The organism is Marinobacter sp. LV10R520-4 (assembly GCF_002563815.1).
Classification (GTDB): Bacteria; Pseudomonadota; Gammaproteobacteria; order Pseudomonadales; family Oleiphilaceae; genus Marinobacter.
Map to the genome: position 1 here is coordinate 46,270 of NZ_PDJM01000001.1, position 24,793 is coordinate 71,062.

Sequence of the window (24,793 nt, forward strand, 5' to 3'; positions counted from 1 at the left end):
GTTGATGCGTCAGTATAGCGCAGGTAACAAGTCTCTCCGACCTCTGTCCAATTTAACTTTATAAGGGCTTTCCTATATAATGCAGCGCCAGTTTAAAACCTTTTTAAAATAACATTCCCGCCAGGCGTCTTGCGCCACAAGGGCGGAGCACTTCAACCGATGAGGGTCAAACCGTGTTAGAAGCCTACCGTGAACACGTTGCCGAGCGTGCAGCTCTGGGTATTCCACCCAAGCCGCTGAATGCCGAACAAACCGCCGCACTGGTGGAACTGCTGAAAAAGCCGCCCGCCATTGACAACGAAGACGAAGACACACTGATTGACCTGCTGGAAAACCGTGTTCCGCCCGGGGTCGACGAAGCCGCTTATGTAAAAGCCGCGTTCCTGACTGCCCTTGTGAAAGGCGAAGCCAGCTCCCCGATGATTAATAACGGCAAGGCAATTCAGTTGCTGGGCATGATGCAGGGCGGCTACAACATCACCACCCTGGTAGACCTGTTAGACAATCCTGAACTGGCCGAACCGGCCGGTATCCAGCTCAAGCACACCCTGCTGATGTTCGACGCCTTCAACGATGTGAAGGTGAAAATGGACGCCGGTAACGCCGTCGCCAAAGACGTCATTGAATCCTGGGCTAACGCGGAATGGTTCACCAAGCGTAACAAAGTTGCCGACAGCATCAAAATGGTGGTGTTCAAAGTCACCGGCGAAACCAACACCGACGACCTGTCGCCAGCACCCGATGCCTGGTCACGCCCTGACATCCCGCTGCATGCCCGCGCTGCTTATAAAATGACCCGCGATGGCCTGAAGCCGGAAGAACACGGTGTTACCGGGCCCATGAGCCAGATTGCAGACATCAAGTCCAAAGGCCTGCCCGTTGCTTTCGTAGGCGACGTTGTAGGTACCGGCTCTTCCCGTAAATCCGCCACCAACTCGGTGCTGTGGTTCTTCGGTGACGACATTCCTGGCGTGCCGAACAAGCGCGGCGGCGGTGTGTGTATCGGCAACAAAGTGGCCCCTATCTTCTTCAACACCATGGAAGACGCGGGCGCGCTGGTATTCGAAGCACCGGTTGACGACATGCACATGGGCGATGTGATTGATATTCGCCCGTACGAAGGCAAAATCTACAACGAAAACGGTGATGTGATCTCCGAATTCAGCTTCAAGTCCGACGTGATTCTGGACGAAGTTCAAGCCGGCGGCCGCATTCCCTTGATAATCGGCCGCGGCCTGACCAGCAAGGCCCGTGAAACCCTGGGCCTGGGCGCTACCGATATCTTCCGCCTGCCAAATGACCCTGAAGTCGGCACCAAGGGCTTCACCCTGGCGCAGAAGATGGTCGGCAAAGCCTGCGGCCTGGACGAAGGCCAAGGCGTTCGCCCGGGCACCTATTGCGAACCCAAGATGACCACCGTGGGCTCGCAAGACACCACCGGCCCGATGACCCGTGACGAACTGAAAGACCTGGCTTGCCTGGGTTTCCAGGCTGACCTGGTTATGCAATCATTCTGCCACACAGCCGCTTATCCCAAGCCGATTGATGTGGAAATGCAGCACACCATGCCAGACTTCATGCGTACCCGTGGCGGCGTTTCCTTGCGCCCGGGCGACGGCATCATCCACTCGTGGCTGAATCGCATGCTACTGCCCGATACCGTAGGCACCGGTGGTGATTCCCACACCCGTTTCCCCATGGGCATTTCCTTCCCGGCCGGTTCTGGCCTGGTGGCGTTTGCCGCTGCCACCGGCGTTATGCCGCTGGACATGCCAGAATCGGTACTGGTGCGCTTTAAAGGCGACATGCAGCCTGGCATTACCCTGCGTGACCTGGTACACGCCATTCCTCTTTACGGCATCAAGCAAGGCATGCTGACCGTAGAGAAAAAGGGCAAGGTCAACGAATTCTCTGGCCGCGTGCTGGAAATCGAGGGTCTGGAACACCTGACCGCAGAGCAGGCGTTTGAATTGTCTGACGCCTCTGCCGAGCGCTCCGCTGCAGGCTGCACCATCAACCTGTCAGAAGAGTCGGTGGCCGAGTATCTGCGCTCCAACATCACCATGCTGCGCTGGATGATGGCCGACGGTTACGGCGACGCGCGTACTCTGGAGCGTCGTGCCCAAGGTATGGAAGCCTGGCTGGCCAACCCCAGCCTGATGCGCGCCGATTCCGATGCCGAGTACGCTCACATCATTGAAATTGATCTGGCCGATATCAAAGAGCCGATCGTGTGCTGCCCGAACGATCCGGACGACGCCCGCGTTCTGTCCGAAGTCGCCGGCGACAAGGTCGATGAAGTGTTCATCGGTTCGTGCATGACCAACATCGGTCACTTCCGCGCCGCTGGTAAACTGCTGGAGCAAAACAAAGAGCCCCTCAAAGTTCGCCTGTGGATGTCTCCGCCCACCAAGATGGACGAGTCCCAGCTGATGGAAGAAGGCTACTTCAAAATCTACGGCGACGCCGGTGTGCGCACCGAAATGCCGGGTTGCTCGCTGTGCATGGGTAACCAGGCACGTGTAGGCGCAGGCACCACTGTGCTGTCTACCTCTACTCGCAACTTCCCCAACCGCCTGGGCGATGGTGCGAACGTGTACCTGACCTCTGCGGAACTGGCGTCAGTAGGTGCGATTCTGGGTAAACTGCCGACGCCGGCCGAATACATGGAATACGCCAAAGACCTGAACAGCATGTCGAAAGAAATCTACAAGTACCTGAGCTTCGACAAGATGGACAACTACACCAGCAAAGCTGCAGAAGCCAATGTCGCTTAAGCCTTAGCCAAACCGGAGACCAAGCCAAACCGGGGACAGATTTCAAATCTGTCCCCTATCTAAAAACGCCAGCCCGAGAGCTGGCGTTTTTTTATGCCCAGACACAAAAAAAGAGGCCCCCGAAGGGGCCCCTTTCATCACCAACCGGGGACAGATTTGAAATCTGCCCCCTATCTTCTTCGTTTACCGTTCGATGTGCTGATATTCACCGGCATCAGCCGTCATGCTGCTAACAGCCATGATCGCAATCCAGGAAGCGATAAAGCCAGGAATGATCGCGTAAACGCCCGGACCACCCATGAACTCACTACCCCAGCCCAGTGAAATCCAGACCATAACAGTAACCGCACCCACAACTACACCAGAGATTGCACCGGTACCGTTAGTGCGCGGCCACATCAGCGACAGCAGAATCAGCGGACCAAACGCGGCACCAAAGCCTGCCCAGGCGTTACTGACCAGCCCCAGAACCTGAGAGTCGGGGTCAGATGCGATAACCGCAGCCACCAGACCAACCAGAACCACACAAACACGACCAATGTTCACGCACTCGCGATCAGACGCTTCTTTGCGCAAAAACAGGCGGTAGAAGTCTTCCGTCATAGAAGACGAGGACACCAGAAGCTGACTGGAGATGGTACTCATAACCGCAGCCAAGAGCGCAGCATAGAGGAAGCCCGTAATCAGCGGGTGGAACAACAGGTCAGACAGGATAATAAAGATGGTTTCCGGATCATCAATCGCCATACCGGTGCGCACCGCATAGGCCCGACCAAAGATACCCAGAGAGATGGCACCAATCAGCGAAATAGCCATCCAGCCCATACCGATGTTGCGGGCAACCGGAACCTCTTTAAGAGTACGAATAGCCATAAAGCGCACGATGATGTGAGGCTGACCGAAATAACCCAGGCCCCAGGTGACCGCAGAAAGCCATCCAATAAAGGTCAGCCCCTCTGTCCAGGACAGGAGCGTGGGGTCGATTTCATTCAAGGTCTGAGCCGCCTGCGTATAACCGCCGCCGCCTTCACCAAACAGCACAACCGCCGGCATAAGCACCAGCGCCAGCATCATGATGACGCCCTGAACAAAGTCCGTCATGCTCACTGCTAGAAAACCACCAATAACCGTGTATACCAGTACCACGCCCAGTGTGATGATAATACCCACGGCGTAGTCGCTCAGGCCACCGAAATTGAAAATGCCGGAAAACGCACTTTCGAACAGCTTACCGCCAGCAACCAGGCCAGACGCGGTGTAAACGGCAAAGAAGACAACGATGACGATCGCCGACACCGTGCGCAATGAAAGCGCCTGGGTCGGGAATCGATTTGCCAGAAAGGACGGAATGGTAATAGCATTACCATAATGAACCGTTTGTTCGCGCAGTCGGGGCGCAACAAGCGTCCAGTTTACGAACGCGCCCACAAACAGGCCAATACCGATCCAGGCTGAGGCCAAACCCGATACGTACAACGCACCCGGAAGACCCAGAAGTAACCATCCGCTCATGTCCGAAGCACCAGCCGAAAGCGCCGCCACTTTTGGGCTGAGCGATCGCCCACCCAACATGTAATCTTCGGATGAGGACGTAGATGTGCGCATCGCATAAATGCCGATAGCAATCATAAGCCCAAAGTAACCAATTAGACTGATCCAAACGCCAATAGCCATGAAACTCCTCCAGTTCAAATAGGACGGAACCAACTCCGACCGTTCGGCGCATTCACCCATTAAATTCGGGTGGTCGCACCGTTTGTTGTTTTAACTTTCTTTGATCTCACCTGATAAAGCTCTTCTACTCACAACGCATGCCTCGACATCACAATACTTATTGCCTCCCTACCGTTTCTTTTCGTTTTGTGCAGTTTCCATTCCCTACTGATTTAAGAGGATCGCGCCCTTCAAACTTTTTCAATACCCAACGACAGCAGTGATGCGTTACCGCCCACCGCTGTGGTGTTGATCGTACGGGTGCGCTCGGTCGCGAAACGCAACACGTAGTGTGGGCCACCCGCTTTCGGGCCAGTGCCAGACAATCCGCGTCCACCAAATGGTTGCACCCCTACCACTGCACCAATCTGGTTACGGTTCACGTAGCAATTGCCCACTTTTACCCGGCGCTCGATGTAGGCGGCGGTGGATTCGCTACGGCTGTGAATACCCAGTGTAAGGCCGTAACCGGTGGCGTTTATTTCGTCGATAACTTTGTCGAGTTGCTCCGCCTCATAGCGCACCACGTGCAAAATGGGACCGAAATGCTCACCGTCCAGATCATTAATGCTGTTGATACCGTAAGCAGAAGGAACTACAAAATAACCTGCGGAACAATCGCTTGGCAACTCTCTGCGCCCAATAAACCGAGCGTTGGCTTCAAGATTGGCCAAGTGTTTGTCAAGATTCTCTTTGGCTTTCTGGTCAATCACCGGGCCCACGTCGGTGCTGTGGCTTTCCGGATTGCCGACCACCAGCTCATTCATGGCGCCCGCCAACAGGGTTTCCATGCGATCGGCTACGTCTTGCTGAATGTAAAGAACCCGCAACGCTGAACAGCGCTGACCGGCACTGGCAAACGCAGACTGCACCACATCGCGCACAACCTGTTCGGGTAAGGCGCTGCTGTCAACAATCATCGCGTTCTGGCCGCCGGTTTCGGCGATTAGCGGCACAATAGCACCGGGGCGTTCCGCCAAGGTGCGGTTCAAAACATGTGCAACCTGGGTTGAACCGGTAAAGCAGACGCCAGCGATGCGCGGATCCGGAGTCAGCACCTTACCGAGCCTGGCGCCGTCGCCCGGCAGGAACTGCAGCACATCGGCCGGGAAGCCGGCTTCCAGCATCAGCTCCATACCGCGCATGGCCACCAGGCTGGTCTGCTCTGCGGGTTTTGCAATCACGGTGTTACCTGCTACCAGGGCCGCCATAATCTGGCCCGCGTAAATAGCCAGCGGAAAGTTCCAGGGGCTTATGCACAGGAAAACGCCCCGGCCTTCCATGTACAACTCGTTGCTTTCGCCAGTGGGACCGGGCAACGCAATGGCCTTGGCAAAGCGGGCACGGCCATCGTTGGCGTAATAGCGGCAGAAATCGACGGCTTCGCGCACTTCGTCAATACCGTCCTGCATGGTTTTCCCGGCTTCCTGGCAGCACAGAGCCATCAGCTCTTCCATGTGCCTTTCCATCAGGTTCGCGAACCTCTCAAGACACACAGCACGGTCTTCAACCGGGCGCTCACTCCAATCGCGGAAGCCGGCAGAGGCGGCTTTTAAGGCGTCTTCGGCGTGTCTTTCATCCGCCCAAGCCACGTCACCTACCCGTTTGCTTTGGTCATAGGGCGCGCGCACTTCCGTCTTTTCGCCGTCGCTGCGGCGCTCACCGTTAATAACCGGGCACGCGTGCCAGCGGGTGCTGTTCCACTTCTGCAGATTTTTTATTAACGGCTCCAGCTGGGATGCCACGTGAATATTCATGCCGCGGGAATTACGGCGCTGCTCGCCAAAAATATTCGCAGGCCCCGGAATGCGGCTGTTCGCCAGCGAGTCGTATTTCTGCAGTTCCTGCACCGGGTTTTGCACCAGGTCTTCAATCGGCGTGTCGGCATCCACCAAGCGATGAACAAACGACGAGTTGGCGCCATTTTCCAACAAACGGCGAACCAGATACGGCAGCAGATCTTTGTGGGCACCCACCGGTGCATAAATACGAACCGGAATGTCGTGTTCTTGCAGGATGCTGTTGTACAGAGCGTCGCCCATACCGTGCAAGCGCTGGAACTCAATTTTGCGATTGCGTTTCCTGGCCATAACCAGAACCGACGCCACTGTGTGTGCGTTATGACTCGCAAGCTGTGGGTACAGAGCACCCTGAGTGTAATCGCTCAGCAAGAAGCGCAGGCACGCCAGGTAAGACGTATCGGTGGCTTCTTTGCGAGTGAATACCGGGTAGCTTGCAATGCCCATCTGCTGGCACATCTTGATTTCGGTGTCCCAGTAAGCGCCTTTCACCAAGCGAATGGGAATTTCGTCACCGGTTTCCTTTGCCAGCTTGGTCAGCCAGCACAGCGCCGGTAGAGCGCGCTTCGAGTAGGCCTGAATAACCAAGCCGAAACCGCCCCAGCCTGATGCGGCCGGTGACGTCAGGACTTTCTCGAACAGCTTCAGCGACAGCTCCAAACGGTCCATTTCTTCGGCGTCTATGGTGATAGACACGTCTTTGTCACGGGCGAACTGCACAAGGTCACACACGGTACTGTATAGCTCGGTGAGCACCCGGTGTTCCTGGGAAACTTCATAACGGGGGTGCAGAGCTGACAGCTTGATGGAAATCGATGGCCGCGGGGCGTTATTTTGCGGAAAAGTATCGTTACCTACCGCCTCAATCGCCTGTAAATAGTCTTTCAGGTAGCAGCCAGCGTCATCTTGCGTCATCGCCGCTTCGCCGAGCATATCGAAGGAATAGCTGTAACCCATTTTGCGGTAATCACGGGCCTGTTTGAGGGCTTCGTTGATGTCACGGCCCAATACAAACTGCTGGCCCATAATGGCCATGGCCTGGTTCATGGCGCCGCGAATGACCGGCTCGCCGCTGCGTTTAACCAAGCGGTTCCAGACATTCGACGGCGAGCCATCAAGGCGTTTGTCCATCTTCACCACACGACCGGTGAGCATCAGGCCCCAGGTGGAGGCGTTAACCAGGGTCGATTCACTGCGGCCAACGTGTTTTTTCCAGTCAGCGCTCGACATTTTGTCTCTGATCAGTGCGTCAGCGGTGTGCTTGTCCGGGATACGCATTAGCGCCTCGGCCAAACACATCAACAAAATGCCTTCCTGGGTATCCAAGCTGTATTCCTGCAACAGCGCGTCAATCATGTGCACGGAGTCGTCTTGCACGCGTACTTTGGCAATCAGCGAACTGGCGGTATCGGTTATCGCTTTGTGCTCGGAGGCGTCACTCTGTGCAAGCGGTATCAGCTCTTTCAGATAAGCGGCTTCGTCTACCTGATAGTTTTCCGTTAATCCCTGCCAGAAGAAGGAACGCGGCTGCTCTTGAAACGCCGGCTCCAGAACCTTGCTCGCACGAAACATAAAGACACCTCTGTCAAACGGACACCCAGGGAGCAAGTCTGTCTCCAATGCAGGCACACCAAGAAAATCGCCACACCATTTATTGATGCCAGTCCTCATACATTAGTATTACTACGGATCTCGATCTTGCAAATTCCTACTGTTTATTTGCAAATTCCTGCGGAAATTGAATTTACCCGCTTAAACCCCGAAAAATCAGACGCAATTGGAAGAAATCGAAAGAAAAACGGAAGGAAATCGGAGCTTAACAGCGAGCACGCAGAGCACTCGCGGTCGTTCCGCGGTACTTTCGCAGCGCGTTGGCCAATGCGCTTTGAGAAGAAAATCCGGTACGGTGGCTAATTTCAGACACTGACAGCGACGTTCTCTCAAGCAGTTTCGAAGCCTGCTCGATTCGGGTTTGCAGAAGAAATTGATGGGGTGTGGTGCCGGTGCTCTGGCGAAACAGATCGTGAAAACGGCTGACGCTCAGGCAAGAAACGGCAGCCATGTCCTGAACGCCGATGTCGCGGTGCAGGTTTTCAAGCAAAAAACGACGCACCGTCTCGGGGTTCACAGTGTTGCGCAGGGGCGCGGGATGCTGCGGCACTTCTGCCAGGCGCTGGGCCAGACAATGCAGAATGGTCCCCGCCAGGTGCTGGTGCAGCGAGCTGTTCTCCGGAGCCCGGTCAAACTCGTCGGCGGCAAACTGCACCAGGCCCTGAAGCCGGTTGTCCAGGCGCAAGGTACTCGATTGCCGGAACAGAGGTTTCAGGCGCTGATAGTGGCTGTGGGCACTGCTGCCAGCGCTGGGCATGTAGGGGTCGACATCAATCACCAATACATGATTACGCTGGTCGCCACTGTAATCATGGCGCGCATCGGTGGGAACCAGGCACGCACGCCAGGCATCCAGATGGGAAGCATTGCCATCAACGAACAAATCGGCCTCACCCTGCACACCCACAACCACCTGATGGTGTTCGTGGCGATGCTGGTGCGAAGCGGTAGGCAGTTTCAACAGCTTTGCGTTCAGCATAAGTTCCGCTCTTTGACGCGGACAAGCGCCATTCAGGATTCACTCGTGTGCACGGAGAATCCGCGTACTACTAAAGTAAAGCAGTCATCGCGCAAATATTCAAAGATTGACGATCGCGAGAAGCAAGCGCTCCACATCTGCACTTACCCGCGCCAGCGGTTGGCTGGCATCTATAATGTGGTAACGCTGAGGATCGCGACGGGCACGCTGTAAATAGGTTGCGCGAATACGGGCGAAAAATTCCACGGTTTCCTGCTCAAAGCGATCCAGCTCTCCGCGCTTGCGGGCGCGAGCCATGCCGGTTTCCACCGGCGCATCCAGCAGCACAATATGGTCAGGGCGAAGATCGCCCTGCACCAGCGTTTCCAGCAACTCTATACGCTCGGCGGGCGTGCCGCGGCCACCGCCCTGGTAAGCAAAAGTTGCATCGGTAAAACGGTCACACAACACCCACTGGCCAGCAGTCAGCGCCGGCAAAATGCGGGTATGCAGGTGCTGGGCACGGGCGGCGAACATCAGTAGCAGCTCGGTCAGCTCATGCACTGGTTCGTCTCGCGGCGCCAGAAGGAGCTCGCGAATCGCCTCGGCCATAGGTGTACCGCCAGGCTCGCGGGTGACCAGAACGTTGATACCCGCAGCGCGCAAGCTGGCCGCAGCAGTAGCCAACTGGGTGGACTTTCCCACCCCTTCGGTGCCTTCAAAGGTTATAAAACGGCCCCGCTGACTCATGGCTGTTTTTCCGGTACTTCCTGCTGCGCGGAACTGCTCTCGGCGGCGTCCTCCGCGGGCACAACGGGCGCCGGAGACGACCGGTAATCACTGCGCCGGTTCAGTTGGAACTGCCGAACCGCCCGCTGGTGTTGATCCAGGGTATTGGAAAACGTGTGCGTGCCATCACCGCGAGCCACAAAAAACAGCGCTTTACCGTCAGCGGGGTGCAGGGCTGCATGAATGGCTTCGCGACCGGCCAGGGCGATGGGCGTGGGCGGCAGACCGTCAATTCGGTAAGTGTTGTAAGGCGTGTGCGTCTGCAGATTTTTACGGGTAATGCGGCCTGTATACTGGTCACCCATGCCGTAAATCACCGTTGGGTCGGTTTGCAGGCGCATGCCCTTGTGCATACGCCGCACAAACACGCCGGCTACCTGCTCACGCTCGTGCGCTGCGCCGGTTTCACGCTCGACAATAGACGCCATAATCAGCGCTTCGTAAGGCGTTTTGTAGGGCAAATCCGCGGCCCGGGCAGCCCACTCTTCCGCCAGCACGCTCTGCATACGGTCGAACGAGCGCTGCAGCACATCAAGGTCGGAGTTGCTGCTGATAAACAGATAGGTATCGGGGAAAAACCAACCTTCGGGATGCTTGCCCTCGGCACCTACCGCCGTCATGATTTCGGCGCTGCTCCAGTCTGCGGTTATTTGTTGCAGGCGCGGAGCCGCGGCCAACGCCTTGCGCACCTCGGCAAAGGTCCAGCCTTCGATGAATTGCAGCGCCCAGTGCTTGGTGTCGCCGTCGATCATCATTTGCAGCATGTTTTTCGGGCTTTGGCCGTCTATAAATTCATACTCACCGGCCTTAACCAGGGTTTGCTGCGGATGCAGCCTGCCGTATACCCGCAACCACAGGCTATCGGGCACCAGGTTCTGTTGCTCCAACTGCCGGGCAACCTGGCTAAAAGCGGTACCCTGGGGCACGGCGAACAATTGCGGCTGTTCCAGCTGGCCTGGCATATCCAGCGTTTTCAGGCCCTGGGACACCCACAGTGCCGTTCCAGCCGCCATCAGCAGCGCCGCTCCCAGCATCATTAGAATTAATTTATTCAACAAGGACAGTTTTTTAAACAAGGAGTCTATTCCAGAGTGGTCAGCAGGTCACAGATTGTCGCAAGTCCGCCGGTGACAGGCAAATGAGCATTAGCCAATTGATAAACCGGCACCACACCCAGCACGCTACTGAGCAAATACAGACCTTCACAGGCTGGCACCCTAAGGTCAGCCAGTTTGAGCGAACGCTCCAATACCGGTTCACCGCGGCGGCGCAGGCAATCAAGCACCCACTGGCGCATCACACCGTCTACCGCCAGAGCCGTTGCCGGCGGTGTTATCCATCCGGCCGTGGTTTTTACCAGTACATTGGTTCTGGTGCCCTCTACCAGGCAATCATTGTGGTCACACATGATCAACTCAAAAACCCCATCGGTCAGTTCACGAGCCGCCATCACCTGCTCCAGGCGATTCAGGGTTTTCATACCGGCCAGCTGCGGGTTAACCGTTAATCTTTGCCGTGCAATATCCGCGACCACACCCGTTGCCGGCGGCAGTGGCGGCAAAGGCCCGGCGCTGATCAGCAACTGCGGGCGGCTCTTATTGTCTGGGCGATAGCCGCGCCCGCCCGGGCCACGGCTAAGAATCAGCTTCAACACCCAACCGCCTTTCCCGGGCCAGCGGTCTGTCCCGGAATAGGCGTTAGATTTTTCGCCAAAACCCGGAGCATAGCGTTCCGCCGCTAATTGGCAGGCGCGGCTCAGGGCATCGTGGCCAACCGTGATACCCAGGCGTTCGGCATCGGCTAGCAGTCGGCGCTGGTGGCGGCCCAGCAGGGCACCCCGCCGGCCCTGCATGCGAATGGTTTCAAACAGTCCGTCACCATAGGCCAACCCGCGGTCATTCGCTGCCAGTCCGCCCTCTTCCGCCCACACAACATTCACCACCTTCCCGCTCCCACTTTCGATTCCTTTAACACTTCTAACACGTCTAACACTTCAGCGTTCGAGCCGATTTTTGCCAATAAAAAAGCCGCACCTTGAATGACCAAGGGCGGCTTTTTTATTGCCTACTAAACGTCAGCGTATCAGGTATGCGATACGATGTAGTCGATGGCATTCTGAACGCTGGCCAGTTTTTCGGCTTCTTCGTCAGGAATTTCAGTTTCGAATTCCTCTTCCAACGCCATAACCAGCTCAACGGTGTCCAGTGAGTCAGCGCCCAAATCTTCAACAAAAGAAGATGAGTTTTGAACTTCGGACTCTTTAACGCCCAACTGCTCGCAAACAATCTTCTTAACGCGCTCTTCAACTGTACTCATAATGTCCTCACTTTGTGTGTCAACCAAGCAACCAATTGCTGCCAGTTTAGTGTAAAGCCTAACTGCAAACAAGCAGCGGCTGTTGGTAACCAATTGTGCGCCAAGGGTTTACCGCACATGCCCGCCTGCGGGCTTACCCCATGTACATACCGCCGTTTACGTGAATGGTTTCACCCGTCACATAGGCAGCTGCATTCGATGCCAGAAACGCAACAACTGCCGCGACTTCTTCCGGCTCACCCAAACGACCCGCAGGAATAACGTTCAACATAGCGTCACGCTGACCGTCGTCCAGTTTACGGGTCATATCAGTATCAATAAACCCTGGAGCCACACAGTTGGCGGTAATTCCACGGGCAGACATTTCTTTTGCCAGGCTCCTGGTAAACCCTTCAACGCCGGCCTTGGCCGCGCAGTAGTTACCTTGGCCCGCGTTACCCATGCTGGCAACGACCGAGCTGATATTAATCACCCGGCCCCAGCGCGCTTTTGCCATGCCACGCAGTACCGCTTTACTGGTGCGGTATACGCTGGTCAGATTGGTTTCCAAAACATCGGCCCAGTCATCATCTTTTAAACGTAGTAGAAGATTATCACGGGTAATACCGGCGTTATTGACCAGAATCAGCGGAGCGCCAGATTTTTCGGCGATCGTTTTCAGACCGTCTTCAATGCTCTTCGGGTCGGCAACGTTCATTACCAAACCGTAGCCTTTGAAGCCACCGGCCTGCAATTCGGCGCTGATCGATTCAGCACCTGCGGCGCTGGTGGCGGTACCGATCACTTCGGCACCCTGCTCTGCCAAAGCCCGGGCCACGGCTTTACCAATCCCCCGGGTAGCACCGGTAACCAGTGCAACTTTGCCTTCCAGAGACATGCAATGCATCCTTATTCCGTTCAAATTTATTGTTGAATAATCAACAGATTTTGCCTGATTTCAGGCTTTAGGAAACGCTGCCAGTGCTTTTTTCAAGCTGGCTTCGTCTTCAATATGGTATACCGCCAGGTCGCGCTCTATACGCTTGACCAGCCCTGCCAGTACTTTTCCGCTGCCGCATTCAACAGCCACTTCTACACCATTATCAACCAGAGTGCGCACCGAATCTATCCAGAGTACCGGCGAATACAGCTGCTGCAAAAGGTTTGACTTAAGTTTAGCGGAATCTGTCTCGGCCGCGGCGTTAACATTTTGTATAACAGGTACGTGGGCGTCGCTGAACCTTACGGCGTCTAAAGCGTCTGCCAGCTCTTCAGCCGCGCCTTTCATCAGCGCACAATGTGACGGCACGCTGACCGGCAGCGCCATGACTTTACGCGCGCCTTTCTCTTTACAGGCTTCAATCGCGCGATCGACAGCGGCGGTATCGCCAGCAATCACCACCTGGCCCGGGGCGTTAAAGTTCACCGCCGACACCACATGCCCTTGCGCCGCGCTGGCACAAGCTGCAATCACGTCGGCAGCCTCCAGGCCAAGAATGGCGGCCATTTTACCTTCACCGGCGGGCACCGCTTCTTGCATCAGTTCGCCGCGCAGCCGCACCAGCTTCACTGCTTCCACAAAATCCAGGCTCTCGGCAGCAACCAGTGCGCTGTACTCACCCAAGCTATGGCCGGCGAAAAAGTCCGGCAGAACTCCCCCTTCGACACACCACTGGCGCCACAGAGCCACGCTGGCTGTTAATAAGGCGGGCTGGGTAATCATAGTCTGATTCAGCTCTTCAACCGGGCCTTTCTGGCACATCTGCCACAGGTCATAACCCAACACACTAGAGGCATCGGCAAACGTTTTGTTGATAATGGGCCAAGTCTCGGCAGCTGAAGACAACATGCCGATAGACTGAGAACCCTGGCCGGGGAAAATAAAGGCTGATTTCATAGGTCGAATCTTATCGTCTTTAAAGGTTTGCGGAAGCTAGCCAATAGTACATGCCAGCACAGGTACTGCGCACCCCGATCATAACAGGATTTCATCAAGTCGTTCGTTAATGCGCCGGGGCACCTCGCACTCAACCTCACGCACTGCCAGGCGGACCGCTGCCAACACACCATGCTCATTGGCATTACCGTGGCTTTTAACCACCACCCCCTGCAGGCCAAGCAAACTCGCTCCGTTATGACGCGACGGATCAATCAGCCGCAACAGTTTCCGCAGCAGCGGTTTGGCCAGCAAGCCCACAAAACGCCCATACAGCGAGCGCGTGAACGCCTGCTCCAACAGCTCAATTAACAGCCCGGCCACACCTTCGCCGGTTTTTAGAGCGATATTACCGACAAAACCGTCGCACACCACTACATCGGCCACATCACTGAACAGATCGCTGCCCTCTACATAGCCAATGTAGTTAATCGTATCGCTCTGGGCCAGTAAGTGGGATGCAAGGCGCACCTGCTCATTGCCTTTGTTCTCTTCTTCACCCACGTTCAAAAGTGCCACACGGGGTTCAGACTTGCCGGCTACAGCGGTGGCCAACAAAGACCCCATAAGCGCGTACTGGTAAAGATTTTCAGCGCTGGCATCCACGTTGGCGCCCAGGTCCAGCACGTGGCAGCGGCCCCTTAACGACGGTATGAGTTTAGCGATCGCGGGGCGCTCGATACCCGGATACATACGGATGATGCTGCGCCCGAAACCCATGAGAGCTCCGGTGTTGCCGGCACTGATGCAACCGCCGGCTTTACCATCGGCAACCAGGCGCACAGCCACCGCCATCGATGAATTGCGTTTGTGGCGCAGGGCGAACGACGGGCGGTCATTCATTCGCACCACGTCGGCCGCTTCCTCAATACGAATACGGCTGTGACCCTGAGGCGCGCTCTTTAACAACAAAGCCTCAAGCTCGCTCCGGATTCCCACCAGAATGATGCTCAAGGCTTTATTTTCGTGCACTGCCTGAACCGCTGCTGAAACAGTCACTGAAGGCCCACGATCGCCGCTCATGGCGTCGATCGCAATTGTGACAGGCTTCACCGTGTGTGTTTCAGGCATAGATCAAAGCAATTCCGTAACGGAATTACTCGTCGCGCGCTTCAATGACCTGCTTGCCACGATAGAAGCCATCAGGCGACACGTGGTGGCGGCGATGTACTTCACCGGTAGTTACGTCAGTAGACAGTGCAGCGGCGCTCAGCGCGTCGTGTGAACGACGCATGCCACGCCTGGAACGGGTTTTACGACTCTTCTGTACAGCCATGGTTCAACTCCTGACCTGTAAACGCAATCCTGAGCTAAAACGCTGCAAGTCATGCGTATGGTTATTGATAAAAATGAAACGCTCTGAAAACCGATTTTGAAACCATAGTTCGAAAACACAGCTCAAAAAAAGCCTTCAGTGCTTCGTGTTTTTAAGGCCCGCCAGCACGCTGAACGGGTTCTCGGCGGATTTCCCGGCCGGCTCTTCTGCATTACTGCCAGGCTCCAGGGCTTCCAGATCTTCTCGCGCCGGGCACTCGTCGCGCTCATGAAGCGGGAACGGCGGCAGCACCAACAACAGCTCGTCTTCAACCATCAACCATAAGTTGGCGTTGAAGTCGTCTGTCAAAAACGGTTCAAGGCTCTGCGGTAGACGTTGCGCCTGCTCGTCACTGGTGACTAGCCCCAGCTCAAAGTGTGAACGCAAAGTTACCTGCATTGGCCCCATGCAACGCTGACACTGCAGTTGCACCGGAGCCGCCAGCTCACCGCTTACAACACGGCGACGTTCAGGATCCATCCAAAAGGACAGACGAACGCTACAAACGGCGTTGTCATCCAGGCCCATGACGGCATCGCGGAAACGAGCTAAAGCCCCAGTAGGCACATCGCCTTCCAGAACCGTATGCTGTTCCGCCAGCTTGTATGGATCGACGGATTTGGGTAGCTTGGGATTTATCGCATTTGACATAGGCGCGCAATTCTAGGGGCGACACGGCCCCGTGTCAAAGACTTCATCGGCTTTTGGCCGGGTTTTACGGATAACCCTACAAGGATACACCATGGCAGACACATCTTTGCCCCGCAGCGGCCACGCCAAACAAACCGATAATGGCACTTCACCCACTCTGTTGCTGGCGTCGTCTTCACCCTGGCGGCGCGAGCTACTTCAGCGCCTGGGCCTGAACTTCGACTGCGCCAGCCCGAATATTGATGAAAGCCCGGCCAGAGGCGAGGCGCCGCAAGAACTGGCCTTGCGCCTGGCCCGGCAAAAAGCCGAGGCCCTGGCTGAACAATACCCGCAACACTGGATTATCGGCTCGGACCAGGTCGCCTGCCTGGCCAATGGCGAATTTCTCGACAAACCCGGAACACACAGCAATGCCGTGAGCCAGCTCACCCGCAGCAGCGGGCAACAGGTATACTTCTATACCAGCCTCTATTTACTAAACAGCTCTACGGGTGCCAGCCAGCAGCACTGTGAACCTTTCAACGTGCAGTTCCGTTCCCTGAGCCAGGCCGAAATAGAAGCCTACCTGCGGCGCGAACAGCCCTATCAGTGCGCCGGCGCTTTCATGATGGAAGGCCTCGGAATCACTCTGTTTGACAGCCTGCAGGGGCAAGACCCGAACGCACTGATTGGTCTGCCCCTGATTGCCCTCAATCGAATGCTCATTAACTGGGACTGCAACCCGCTTCTTCAAGGCGCCCGCTAACGCAATTCCAGACGCTGCTCGCTGACGTATTGCGCCACACCATGGCCTACCGAAACGCCAAGCTGATCCATCAGATTCCGAAGCGGTGAGCGCGCGCGACTGTAGTCAACCAGATTCTCGTGGCCGACAATCTGCCGCGCCACATAGGAGGTACTGCCAAGACCATCAATCAAGCCAAGCTCCAGCGCCTGTTCGCCACTCCAGATCAGGCCGCTGAACACTCTTGGATCGTCTGCCAGGCGATCACCCCGTCCCTGCTGCACAGCCGCAATGAACTGCCCGTGCGTGTTCTCCAGAACACTTTGCCAGAACGCCACTTCTTCTGGCTTCTCGGCAGAGAACGGGTCCAGGAAGCCCTTGCTGTCACCGGCGGTGTATAACCTGCGCTCGACCCCCAGTTTCTCCATCACTTCGGTAAAGCCAAATCCACCCGCCACCACACCAATGGAACCCACCAGACTGGCGCGATTGGCGTATATTTCATCGGCCGCAGATGCAATGTAGTAAGCACCCGAGGCGCCGACGTCAGAAATCACCGCGTACACTTTCTTGTCGGGATATTCAGCCCGCAGGCGCTTGATTTCATCGTACACGTAACCGGATTGCACCGGACTGCCACCCGGGCTGTTGATGCGCAAGATCACCGCAGCGGCGTCAGGCTCTTCAAACGCCGAGCGCAACGAACTGACAATATTATCGGCGCTGGCCAACTCATCAGCTGCAATGGGGCCATCCACGCCTATCACCGCGGTGTGCATGCCACCGGTCGCACTTTCGATCCCCTGCCCCAGCGGAAACTTGAACAGCAACACAATCCCGAACAGATAGGCAAACGTCAGTAACTTGAAAAATATGCCCCAACGTCGACTGCGGCGCTGCTCCACCTGCATCGACATGACCAGTTTTTCAATCAGTTTACGGTCCTGGCGACTCTGCTTTCCTTCGCTTGCGCCGGCTACCGCCGCTGGCTGATCATTCCAGCCCGGCTTGCCGTCGTTTTTGCCTGAATCCCATTCGCTCATTACACATCCTCTATGGTGACTGACCTATTCTTACAAACCCAAAACCTGACGTAAATCTGTGACCGTTTCAACAATGGCGTGGGGTGCATACTGGCCCAGCACGTCACGTTTGTGCACACCCCACTCCACGCCGATAGAGGGCATGCCAATCCGTTGCGCCATGTCCAGGTCGTAGCGAGTATCGCCAATCATCACCGCCTGTTCGGGCTTGATGCCATAAAACTCCAGAATCCGCGCCAACATCGCAGGGTCTGGCTTTGAGCGGGTCTCATCGGCGCACTGGGTGATTCCGAAATGCGGCCCCAGACCGCTGGAACTCAAGGCAAAATCCAGCCCGCTGCGATTCTTACCAGTAGCGACGGCACAGTGACGCCCGGCTCCGCGCAAATCTGTCAAGGTATCGGCAATACCGGCAAACACATTTTGTGGCGTGGTGGTTTTCTTGAAGAAGTGCTCGCGATAGCCCTCACGCATTCCAGTGATGTCTGCCGTGCTAATACCGGGGTACAGCTGCTGCAGTGCCTCTTCAATGCCCAGCCCGATAATATCCCGGTAAGCCTCACGCGCAAGCGCGGGGAAACCCAGGGCGGTCGAGGCCAGGTGCAAACTCTCGGCAATGTGCTCTACGGAATCGACCAGGGTGCCGTCCCAATCGAAAATAACCACTTTTACGTTCATTCATTGCGTCCTGTGCGGGCTGCAAGTTTCTGTAAAGCCGCCGTGAAGGCGTTGTCATAAGGTGCTTCCAGCTTCAGCGCCGGGCTGTGACCGTCGCCGTCTGGCGGCAAGCTCAGCTCCAGCGCCTGCGCGTGAAGCATCAGGCGCGAGCCCCCCAGGGCGCGAAACGCCTTCAGGCTGGCATCGTCCATATATTTGTCGTCACCGGCAATAGGATGACCGGCAAAAGCGGCGTGCACGCGAATCTGATGAGTACGGCCGGTGACCGGTGATGCCTCTACCAGGCTGTAACCGTCGTAACGCTCCAGGCAGCGAAACAGCGTCAGCGATTCTTTGCCGGCGTCGTCCACTTTTACCCGGCGTTCGCCGTTGGGCATTTCATAGCGCAACAGCGGCTGGGCCACTTTACTCACCCCTGCCAGCCAATGGCCGGATACCAGGGCATGGTAGTGTTTACGAATGCGCCTGTGCCGCAGTTCATCCTGCAGGTAACGCAGGGCCGAGCGCTTCTTCGCCACCATCACCAATCCCGAGGTATCCCGGTCAAGCCGGTGCACCAATTCCAGAAATCGCGCCTGTGGTCGCCCGGCCCGCAGCACCTCAATCAGCCCGAAGCTCAAGCCACTGCCGCCATGAACCGCAATACCGGACGGCTTATTCACCACCAGCAGCTGTTCGTTCTCAAACACGACAGCTGCCTCTACCACCGCCTGCACCCTGTCGCCGGGCGCGACCTGAGGTGCTTTTTCTTTACGCACCACCGGAGGAATGCGCACCTGATCACCGGTTTTTACCCGGGTATCAGGCTTTGCACGGCCCTTGTTAATTCGAACCTCGCCTTTGCGAACAATGCGGTAAATGATACTTCTAGGAACGCCCCGCAGCTGCGCCATCAGGAAATTATCCAGACGCTGGCCGTGATTGTCTTCGTCTACCGTTACCCACAGCACAGCCGGGCGCGGGATTTCAGGAGACGGATTTTTCTGCGACATGAAATTCCTTTAGAATGAAGCGGGCTTCGTTGCTTGGCCCGGGGAATACTGTTATATTTCGATGTGCTACGCCGTTTGTTTACGGCCTGACAGACTCCAGTCAGAAGCCGGAGCGGTTGCAGTATACCGACACTACTTGCGAGTTTGAATTGAAGTGGCTCGCAAGCTTGAAATGAAGCAGCTCTTAAGTTTGAAGTGCAACAGCAATGCCGGGCTCTTAATTGTTACAGCCGCGGCGACGAAAGACTCCCCACATCCCGGCGCAGGACCAACATTGGCTGCTAACCGGCACGGGAGCCGAAACAAACCTTGCGGAATACCGCCGGGGACGACATAACGAAGATTCATTGCCACGCAAGGCCGGGCCGTCCAGTTTACGAATACGACGTAAGACCAAGCACTTGTGTGAACCTGAAAACGGATAACATGCGCCTACAGACAATCACCTTAACCGATCCTTTCCTGCCCGCGGGCACCGGAATCATTGATGGTGGTCTAGAACAAACAGAGTTGCGCCCCATAAGGGCTTGATTCGTCTGGCAGCCTCCACTTCGCTAATGCCTTTCTCGATGGTTTTCTGTTTAAAATCAAACGACAGGAATTCATCCTTTCCATGAAAAGAATGCTTATAAATGCAACTCACCCCGAAGAGTTGCGCGTCGCCCTGGTTGACGGCCAGCGCCTATTTGACCTCGATATCGAATCCAGCTCACGGGAGCAAAAAAAGGCCAACATCTACAAGGGTAAAATCACCCGGGTAGAACCCAGCCTGGAAGCCGCCTTTGTGGATTTTGGTGCTGATCGTCACGGTTTTCTTCCGTTAAAAGAAATCTCCAAGGAATACTTCAAAAAATCTCCCGGCCAGATCGAAGGCAAGGTCAACATCAAAGATGTGATCGCCGAAGGCCAGGAAGTGATTGTTCAGGTGGATAAAGAAGAACGCGGCAACAAAGGCGCAGCGCTAACCACCTATATTTCGCTGGCTGGCCGTTACCTGGTTCTGATGCCCAACAACGCCCGTGCCGGTGGCATCTCCCGCCGCATTGAAGGCGAAGAACGGGCCCAGCTTAAAGAAGCCATGAACCAGGTTCAGGTACCCAAGTCTATGGGTATCATTGTTCGCACCGCGGGCATTGGCCGCAACAGCGAAGAACTGCAATGGGACCTGGACTACCTGGTACAGTTCTGGGAAGCCATCACCCAGGCCGCTGGCGAACGTAAAGCACCTTTCCTGATTCATCAGGAAAGCAACGTGATTATCCGGGCCGTGCGCGATTATCTGCGCCAGGACATCGGCGAAGTGCTGATTGACGCCGCCGCCGTGCACGAAGACGTGCTGAATTTTGTGCGCGCCGTCATGCCTACCTTTGAAAACAAAATCAAACTGTACAGCGACGAAATCCCGCTGTTCAGCCGTTACCAGATCGAAGGCCAAATCGAAACCGCCTTCCAGCGTGAAGTAAAACTGCCGTCTGGCGGCTCTATCGTGATTGACCCGACCGAAGCGCTGGTGTCCATCGACATCAACTCCTCGCGGGCTACAAAAGGCCACGATATAGAAGAAACCGCGCTGCAAACCAACTTGGAAGCCGCCGAAGAAATCGGCCGCCAGCTGCGTCTGCGGGATATGGGCGGATTGATTGTTATCGACTTCATTGATATGACCCCGGCCCGTAACCAGCGCGAAGTAGAAAACAAAATGCGCGAAGCCCTGGAAATCGACCGCGCCCGTGTTCAGGTCGGCAAGATTTCCCGCTTTGGTTTGCTGGAAATGTCGCGCCAGCGCCTGCGCCCGTCGCTGGGTGAAACCCGCAGCGAAGTATGCCCGCGCTGTGAAGGCCAGGGCACCATTCGCGGTATCGAATCCTTGGCGCTGAGCATCATGCGCCTGATTTACGAAGAGTCTTCCAAAGACAAAACCGGCGAAGTACGTGCCGTTGTGCCGGTATCCGTGGCTACCTTCCTGCTGAACGAAAAGCGCAAGCAGCTGGCGACGATTGAAGCCAATCAGGAAGTGTCGATTGTGATTGTGCCGGTTCCGCAAATGGAAACCCCGCACTTTGAAATCATCCGCATGCGCGACGACGAAACCGGTTCCGAGCACATATCCAGCCACCAGGTGGCTCAGGAATACAGTGAGCGCGAAGAAGAAGTCGCTGACGTAACCGTGCAAGAAAAACCCGTGCGCGAACAGGCCGCCGTAAAATCCGTGCGCCCCACCGCACCCGTGCCTGCGGCGACACCGGCAGCAGCACCCGCTAAAGCCGCAGCCGCAGCCGTGCAAGCCCGCGACGAAGGCATGTTCAGCCGTTTGGGTCGTAAAATTGCGCTTTTCTTCAACGGTGAAGAAGAAAGCCAGCCCGCTGCTAATAGCAGCAGTAGCCGCAATGCCAAACCGGCAGGCAATAGCGACAGCTCCAAGCAGCGCCCCACCACAAGCCGCAATGAGCGCCAGGACCGTCGCAAAACCCGCGTCGCCCGTGACGACCAGCAAGACAGCCGCGGCAGTGGCGAACGTAGTAGTAGCTCTAGCTCTAGCTCTAGCTCTAGCTCTAGCTCCAGTAATCGTAACGACGATAACCGAAGCAATCGCACCGACGACAGCCGCAGCCGCAGCAACCGCGGACGCGCTCGCAGCGAAGACAAAACCAACACAGGCAGCCAGAACAGCAGTGCTCAAAGCAGCAACTCCCAGAGCAGCAATTCACAAAGCAGCGGCGCCCAGAGCAACAATGTACAGAACGGCAACACCCAAAGCAGTGGCAACGACACACGCCGGGATGGTCGCCGCGACAACCAGAATCGCAGCCGCTCCAACCGCGATTCAACTCGTGACACAAGCCGCGATGGCAATAAGCCGAACGCTGAACAGGCGGATCAGAAGCCGGCTATAGAGCAAAAAGCTGCAGAACTCCGCAGCTCAAGCCCTAACCCAAGCCCAAGTCCAAGCTATAACGACCAGAACGATGCGCAGAGCCCCGCAGTTGCAGGCAGAGCCGGTGGTGACGAAAAACGCCGCAGCAAGCCTCGCCGCAGCCGTGGCCGTGATGGTTCACCGGCTGAGAATCCGGTATCAAACCCGGCCGAGCGCAAGGCAGCTCGCAGTGAAATTCATCAGCAAGACACCCAGTCGGAAACCCGTGACGCCGAAGACCGCGCCAAAGCGAAGGCCAAGGCCGCTGACAAGCCCGCAGATGCTCAGGTACAGCCTGCAGTAGCTGCAAAACCTGCCGAGCAAGCAGCGCCGCAGGTTGCACAAAATACGGCAGACGCGTCGTCTGAAACAACCCGCGAGCAGCCTGTTGCAGCAAAGCCGGTAGAAAAAGCGCCGGAGCCAGAAGTAGCCAAAACCGCTGCGCCTGCATCCGAAGCGCCTGCTGAAGCAGCCCCGGAAAGCGCAACGGTTTCTGCGGCCAAAGCAGCACCTTCCAGAATAGATGCCTACAATGGCGGCACCCGAAAGGCGGCAGACAAGCCCGCAAAAGCCAACACACCTGAGGTAGATAGCCCGAAGGTAGATAGCCCGAAGGTAGACAGCCCGGAGGTAGCGAGCCCAAAGCTGGATAGCGTGGAAGCTGAAAGCTCCACTGCTGAAGCCACGCCAGCCGACGCAGAGGACGAAAACGCGGATAAGCCAACCAAGCCAACCCGCAAGCGCACCCCTGCCCGCAAAGCCAAAGCGGCGAAAACAGAACCCGCTAACGAGCAAGAGCCGCAGCCCGCAAACAACGGCGCCAGCAACAACAACGCCGCTAAGGCCGACGTTGCTACAGAGCAGCCAACGGCAGCGCAGGTAGCCGACGCAGCGCCCGAAACTCCGGCAGCACCAGTAGCGCCGGGCCGGGCTTATAACGACCCACGTGAAGTACGTAAGCGCCAGCGCGCAGCGGAAACTGCCAAAAATGGCGGAGGCGAGTAATTATGCTAACCGACGCTGACATTGAAGCCCTGGAAGAAATTCTGTTTGCAGAGCCCTGGGGCGAAGACGCAGTAGACTTCTTCGGTTTCCACGGTTTGGTGTGTGCCAGCGTTGTGGGGCCAGTAGACTACTCGGTAGACGAGCTGTTCCTGCTGGCCACAGGCGTTGACGCCCTTCCCGGTGGCAAAGTGCCAGACGTGTTCAGTCGCTGCGTGCAGAAACTGAGCGGCGCCATGGCCAACGCGCTGGATATGGGCCTGGCCCTGGAACTGCCCGAGCCTGAAGACGATGACCCCATGAACGCACTGGAAAACTGGTGCGCCGGGTTCATCGAAACCTTTATGGAACGGGAAGACGCCTGGATGGAAGCCGCCAGCGAAGAAGAAGTGGGCGATTTGATTCTGCCCATGCTGGCGCTGTCCGGCTTATTCGAAGATGAAGACTTCCAGAACGTGCGCGACAGCGAAACCCTGTCGACACAGATGGCAGAGGCAATCCCGGATTCACTGACCGACCTGTACCTGTTGTTCCACGCGCCAGACTGATTCGGCGCCTTACCCTATTGCGTTAGCGCGCCCACGCTTATAAAAAGCGGGGCGACGGAATCAAAGCGCGATGGGTTGCCTGAAATGATGCCAGACGGGTGAAAGCCCTTCTGGCATTTTTTGTATCCGCCCCAGCTCCGCCCAAGGCGCCTTAGGCGTATGAAAATCACTGCCTTGGGATGCCCATAAACCCTCGGTCTGGCATAGCTGCACCAAAAAGCCGATGTCTGAAGATGTCAGGCCCGGACTACACACTTCCATTCCCTGGCCACCGGCGCGCCGGAAATCTGCCACCAATGCCCGAAGTTTGGTCGCGCTCAAGTCGTACTTACGCGGGTGCGCCAGCACTGCTATACCGCCAGCGTCGTTTATCCAGCGCACCACTTCTTCCAACTCTGGCCAATAGGCTTTTACATCTCCCGGCTTGCCTGCACCCAAGTGACGCTTGAATGCCTGGGCAATGTTCTTTACCACACCGGCATCCACTAACGCCTGGGCAAAATGCGGGCGCCCCGGCACATCCCCACCGGCGTGTTTGGTCGCGTGTTCTAACAGATTATCAACCTTCAACCTGGCCAGGCGTTCTACAATCACGCCGGCACGGGCGTGGCGATTGGCATTCTGCTGCTGCAACCGCGCCAGAAACTGCGGATCATCTTCGGCAAAATCCAGACCCACAATATGAATGGTGTGGCTTCTCCAGGCGCAAGACAATTCAACGCCGGCAATCAACTCAATATTGTAATCCTGAGCGGCAAGTCGCGCCGGCCCCAAGCCGTTAAGGGTATCGTGATCGGTTAATGCCAGATGGCTAACGCCCTTCTGGTGGGCCCGGGCCAGCAAGTCAGCGGGGCTCAGGGCGCCGTCTGACGCAGTGCTGTGGCAATGCAGGTCGATGCACAACGGCGGGTGTTGCGGTATAGTCGCGTCATGCTGTTGAGCTGACTGATGCTGCATAATAGTCACAAGCATTCCTGATTTCGGGGAAGGGTAAACATTTTAACGTAGCCCACTATAACAGCCATCACCGATACGACCGAGCTTAAAA

The 24,793-nt window shown here is 56.4% G+C and carries 20 protein-coding genes; 4 read left to right on the forward strand and 16 right to left on the reverse strand.

Annotated features, from left to right (window positions below):
* The first annotated feature begins 173 nt into the window (after positions 1 to 173).
* Positions 174 to 2,777 carry a bifunctional aconitate hydratase 2/2-methylisocitrate dehydratase gene (gene acnB, locus ATG98_RS00215; protein WP_098421869.1) on the forward strand — a complete coding sequence of 868 codons (2,604 nt, stop codon included), beginning with the start codon at positions 174 to 176 and terminating at the stop codon, positions 2,775 to 2,777.
* A 183-nt stretch (positions 2,778 to 2,960) separates the two neighbouring features.
* On the opposite strand, the gene putP is transcribed toward acnB, so the two are convergent.
* The 12 genes from putP to ATG98_RS00275 all read right to left on the reverse strand — a co-directional run bounded on the left by putP (position 2,961) and on the right by ATG98_RS00275 (position 15,844).
* Positions 2,961 to 4,451 (reverse strand): sodium/proline symporter PutP, encoded by a 1,491-nt coding sequence (gene putP, locus ATG98_RS00220; RefSeq protein WP_098421870.1) that lies wholly within the window; start codon positions 4,449 to 4,451, stop codon positions 2,961 to 2,963.
* 230 nt (positions 4,452 to 4,681) lie between these two features.
* Positions 4,682 to 7,861: a bifunctional proline dehydrogenase/L-glutamate gamma-semialdehyde dehydrogenase PutA gene (putA, locus tag ATG98_RS00225; RefSeq protein WP_098418957.1), complete on the reverse strand. Its 3,180-nt coding sequence runs from the start codon at positions 7,859 to 7,861 to the stop codon at positions 4,682 to 4,684.
* A gap of 244 nt (positions 7,862 to 8,105) precedes the next feature.
* The gene (locus ATG98_RS00230; protein ID WP_098418958.1) at positions 8,106 to 8,879 is read right to left on the reverse strand and encodes an AraC family transcriptional regulator; all 774 of its coding nucleotides are present in this window, start codon (positions 8,877 to 8,879) and stop codon (positions 8,106 to 8,108) included.
* Positions 8,880 to 8,978: 99 nt separating this feature from the next.
* Positions 8,979 to 9,608, reverse strand: a complete 630-nt coding sequence (gene tmk / locus ATG98_RS00235; RefSeq protein WP_098418959.1) for a dTMP kinase — start codon at positions 9,606 to 9,608, stop codon at positions 8,979 to 8,981.
* Positions 9,605 to 10,723: an endolytic transglycosylase MltG gene (gene mltG, locus ATG98_RS00240; RefSeq protein WP_098418960.1), complete on the reverse strand. Its 1,119-nt coding sequence runs from the start codon at positions 10,721 to 10,723 to the stop codon at positions 9,605 to 9,607. Before mltG ends, tmk begins: the two co-directional genes overlap by 4 nt.
* A 5-nt stretch (positions 10,724 to 10,728) precedes the next feature.
* Positions 10,729 to 11,589 (reverse strand): aminotransferase class IV, encoded by an 861-nt coding sequence (locus ATG98_RS00245; RefSeq protein ID WP_098421871.1) that lies wholly within the window; start codon positions 11,587 to 11,589, stop codon positions 10,729 to 10,731.
* Positions 11,590 to 11,729: 140 nt separating this feature from the next.
* Positions 11,730 to 11,963, reverse strand: coding sequence for an acyl carrier protein (gene acpP, locus ATG98_RS00250; protein ID WP_014871749.1), 234 nt, complete (start codon positions 11,961 to 11,963; stop codon positions 11,730 to 11,732).
* Between the two features lie 133 nt (positions 11,964 to 12,096).
* A complete protein-coding gene (fabG, locus tag ATG98_RS00255; protein WP_098418962.1) occupies positions 12,097 to 12,840 on the reverse strand; it encodes a 3-oxoacyl-ACP reductase FabG in 744 nt (247 codons plus the stop codon).
* Positions 12,841 to 12,900: 60 nt separating this feature from the next.
* Positions 12,901 to 13,839 carry an ACP S-malonyltransferase gene (fabD, locus tag ATG98_RS00260; RefSeq protein ID WP_098418963.1) on the reverse strand — a complete coding sequence of 313 codons (939 nt, stop codon included), beginning with the start codon at positions 13,837 to 13,839 and terminating at the stop codon, positions 12,901 to 12,903.
* A gap of 78 nt (positions 13,840 to 13,917) precedes the next feature.
* A complete protein-coding gene (gene plsX / locus ATG98_RS00265; RefSeq protein ID WP_098418964.1) occupies positions 13,918 to 14,949 on the reverse strand; it encodes a phosphate acyltransferase PlsX in 1,032 nt (343 codons plus the stop codon).
* A 25-nt stretch (positions 14,950 to 14,974) separates the two neighbouring features.
* Positions 14,975 to 15,154: a 50S ribosomal protein L32 gene (rpmF, locus tag ATG98_RS00270; protein ID WP_098418965.1), complete on the reverse strand. Its 180-nt coding sequence runs from the start codon at positions 15,152 to 15,154 to the stop codon at positions 14,975 to 14,977.
* Positions 15,155 to 15,289: 135 nt separating this feature from the next.
* Positions 15,290 to 15,844 carry a YceD family protein gene (locus ATG98_RS00275; RefSeq protein ID WP_098421872.1) on the reverse strand — a complete coding sequence of 185 codons (555 nt, stop codon included), beginning with the start codon at positions 15,842 to 15,844 and terminating at the stop codon, positions 15,290 to 15,292.
* 91 nt (positions 15,845 to 15,935) lie between these two features.
* On the opposite strand from ATG98_RS00275, the gene ATG98_RS00280 reads away from it, so the two are divergent.
* Positions 15,936 to 16,589: a Maf family protein gene (locus ATG98_RS00280; RefSeq protein WP_179887995.1), complete on the forward strand. Its 654-nt coding sequence runs from the start codon at positions 15,936 to 15,938 to the stop codon at positions 16,587 to 16,589.
* Here the strand turns inward: ATG98_RS00280 and ATG98_RS00285 are convergent.
* The 3 genes from ATG98_RS00285 to rluC are packed head-to-tail and all read right to left on the reverse strand — an operon-like array spanning position 16,586 to position 19,281.
* The gene (locus ATG98_RS00285; RefSeq protein ID WP_098418967.1) at positions 16,586 to 17,611 is read right to left on the reverse strand and encodes a S49 family peptidase; all 1,026 of its coding nucleotides are present in this window, start codon (positions 17,609 to 17,611) and stop codon (positions 16,586 to 16,588) included. The genes ATG98_RS00280 and ATG98_RS00285 overlap by 4 nt on opposite strands.
* A gap of 30 nt (positions 17,612 to 17,641) precedes the next feature.
* Positions 17,642 to 18,289, reverse strand: coding sequence for an HAD family hydrolase (locus ATG98_RS00290; protein WP_098418968.1), 648 nt, complete (start codon positions 18,287 to 18,289; stop codon positions 17,642 to 17,644).
* Complete coding sequence (gene rluC, locus ATG98_RS00295; RefSeq protein ID WP_098418969.1) at positions 18,286 to 19,281, reverse strand: 23S rRNA pseudouridine(955/2504/2580) synthase RluC; 996 nt, start codon at positions 19,279 to 19,281, stop codon at positions 18,286 to 18,288. The genes ATG98_RS00290 and rluC overlap by 4 nt, the downstream gene beginning before the upstream one ends.
* Positions 19,282 to 19,894: 613 nt before the next feature.
* On the opposite strand from rluC, the gene rne reads away from it, so the two are divergent.
* Positions 19,895 to 23,200: a ribonuclease E gene (rne, locus tag ATG98_RS00300; RefSeq protein ID WP_098421873.1), complete on the forward strand. Its 3,306-nt coding sequence runs from the start codon at positions 19,895 to 19,897 to the stop codon at positions 23,198 to 23,200.
* Between the two features lie 2 nt (positions 23,201 to 23,202).
* On the forward strand, positions 23,203 to 23,745 hold the full coding sequence (locus ATG98_RS00305; protein WP_098418971.1) for a YecA family protein: 543 nt from the start codon (positions 23,203 to 23,205) through the stop codon (positions 23,743 to 23,745).
* Between the two features lie 60 nt (positions 23,746 to 23,805).
* Here the strand turns inward: ATG98_RS00305 and ATG98_RS00310 are convergent, their stop codons facing one another.
* Positions 23,806 to 24,717, reverse strand: coding sequence for a PHP domain-containing protein (locus ATG98_RS00310; protein WP_416376564.1), 912 nt, complete (start codon positions 24,715 to 24,717; stop codon positions 23,806 to 23,808).
* Between the last annotated feature and the right edge of the window lie 76 nt (positions 24,718 to 24,793).